The sequence below is a fragment of the Dendronalium phyllosphericum CENA369 genome (genome assembly GCF_016056275.1).
Lineage (GTDB): Bacteria > Cyanobacteriota > Cyanobacteriia > Cyanobacteriales > Nostocaceae > Dendronalium > Dendronalium phyllosphericum.
On the sequence record NZ_JAECZA010000267.1, the window covers coordinates 1 to 2,057 of the forward strand.

Sequence of the window (2,057 nt, forward strand, 5' to 3'; positions counted from 1 at the left end):
GTATTACTCATTTCTTAAAGATTACTCGTAGTTATTGGTCTGGACTTTTTCATTGTTATGATGTTGAAGGTTTACCTCGAACCAATAATGACCTTGAACAGGCTTTTGGTGTTTTACGACATCATCAACGTCGTTGTACTGGTCGTAAAGTCGCTGCTTCATCAATTGTAATTCGAGGCACAGTTCAATTAGCTTCAGCCATTGCTACTGCACTTCATTGTTTTACAGCCCAGGATTTGGCTCAGGTTTGCGTACAGAATTGGCAACAATTACGCTCTGATTTACGCCAACATCAACTCCATCGCATTCAACAACTTCGATTCCGTCGAAATCCTGAAGCTTTCTTGGATACTCTTGAGAAGTTACTCCTCTAGCAAACTTTGCGCTTCTAGTTTTTTTCTAGAACCGCAAAGTTTGCTAGAGAGGGTCAGATATTCAAGTAAACTAGGGAACACAGAGAATATGTGGTGCATGAATGGCAAGAAAAAGCCCTCAAGCAAAAGCGACATCATCTGAAGTACTAGAATGCGTGCAACAGAATTGTCCCAGTTGCGGCAAACCCATGTGGAATGAGTACAACAATCTGCGACGCGTGAGGACTCTCAAAGGAGTAGTACAACTGCTGTTAAAAATTCGCCGTTGTCAGAATAAGTCTTGTGAGCGTTACAGAATTAAGTATCGACCAGAACAGGAAGGTTCTTGGGCATTACCACAACAAGAATTTGGGTTAGATGTGATTGCACTGGTAGGAGCATTGCGCTACCAAGAACACAGAAGCATACCTCAAATTCATCAACAACTTCGTAATCGAGGTGTAGAAGTAAGCGAGCGAAGCGTTACTTACTTATTAGAAAGATATGACGAATTGGTTGCGTTATGGTTAAGTGACCAATCAAGACTAAAAGCTATCACCAAAAAACAAGGGCGGTTGATATTAGCAATTGATGGGATGCAACCGGATGTTGGGCATGAAGTACTATGGGTGATTCGTGATTGTTTATCAGGAGAAATTCTGCTGGCGAAAACCTTATTATCGTCAAGAAATGAGGATTTAGCCGCCTTGCTATTAGAGGTGAAAAATACTCTTGATGTACAGATTGATGGGGTCATCAGTGACGGACAACAGTCAATTCGCAAAGCCGTTGAAGTGGCATTACCTGGGATTGCTCATGGTTTATGCCATTTTCACTATTTAAAGGAAGCAGCTAAGGTGATTTATGAAGCAGATAGGCACGCAAAAAAGGAATTAAAAAAACACGTTCGGGGCATACGCCAGATTGAACGTAGTATTAGTGAGTGTGACCAAGCTACGTCTGAAGTTGTACGTGGATATTGTTTAGCTGTACGTGGTTCCTTGACCAATGATGGTCGTCCACCGCTAGATGCTTCTGGATTAAAATTACAAGAACGTCTAAGTTTAATTGAAGCCAGTCTAGAACGGGTGGCTAAAAAAGGGGCCTACCAAAACCCTTGATCAAGCTCAAACAAATTCTAAACAAAGGGCTTGAACAAACAGCATCTTTATTCACTCCAATTACTGTTGCTTATCACTGGGTTCATCAAGCCGCCGAGATTCTTGACAACGAAACAGGTCTTGATGCAATTGAAGTTAAACGCAGTTTCCAAACTTTGATTGATTTAATGTCACATAAGAAATATGAAGCAGGTACTTTAGAGCCAGGTATTTCTCATTTCTTAAAGATTACTCGTAGTTATTGGTCTGGACTTTTTCATTGTTACGATGTTCAAGGTTTACCTCGAACTAATAATGATCTTGAACAAGCTTTTGGTGTTTTGCGACATCATCAACGTCGTTGTACTGGTCGTCAAGTCGCTTCTTCATCAGTTGTAATTCGAGGCACAGTCCAATTAGCTTCAGCCATTGCTACTGCAATTCATTCTTTTACATCTCAAGATTTAGCACAAGTTTGTGTTCAGACTTGGCAACAATTACACTCTGATTTACGCCAACATCAACTTACTCGTATTGAACAGCTTCGATTCCGTCGTAATCCTCAAGCTTATTTGACAACTCTTGAGAAACTACTTGTCTAGCA

1 protein-coding gene and 1 pseudogene are annotated in these 2,057 nt (G+C 40.7%); both read left to right on the forward strand.

The genetic code is table 11. From position 1 onward, the window contains the following. Positions 1-374 (forward strand): annotated as a pseudogene (locus I8752_RS30150) (ISNCY family transposase); the annotation flags it as partial. 188 nt (positions 375-562) lie between these two features. Next, a protein-coding gene (locus I8752_RS38900; RefSeq protein WP_404827130.1) for an ISNCY family transposase occupies positions 563-2,055 on the forward strand; the annotation gives its coding sequence in 2 pieces (ribosomal slippage) (positions 563-1,454 and positions 1,454-2,055; 1,494 coding nt in all). Positions 2,056-2,057: the final 2 nt, after the last annotated feature.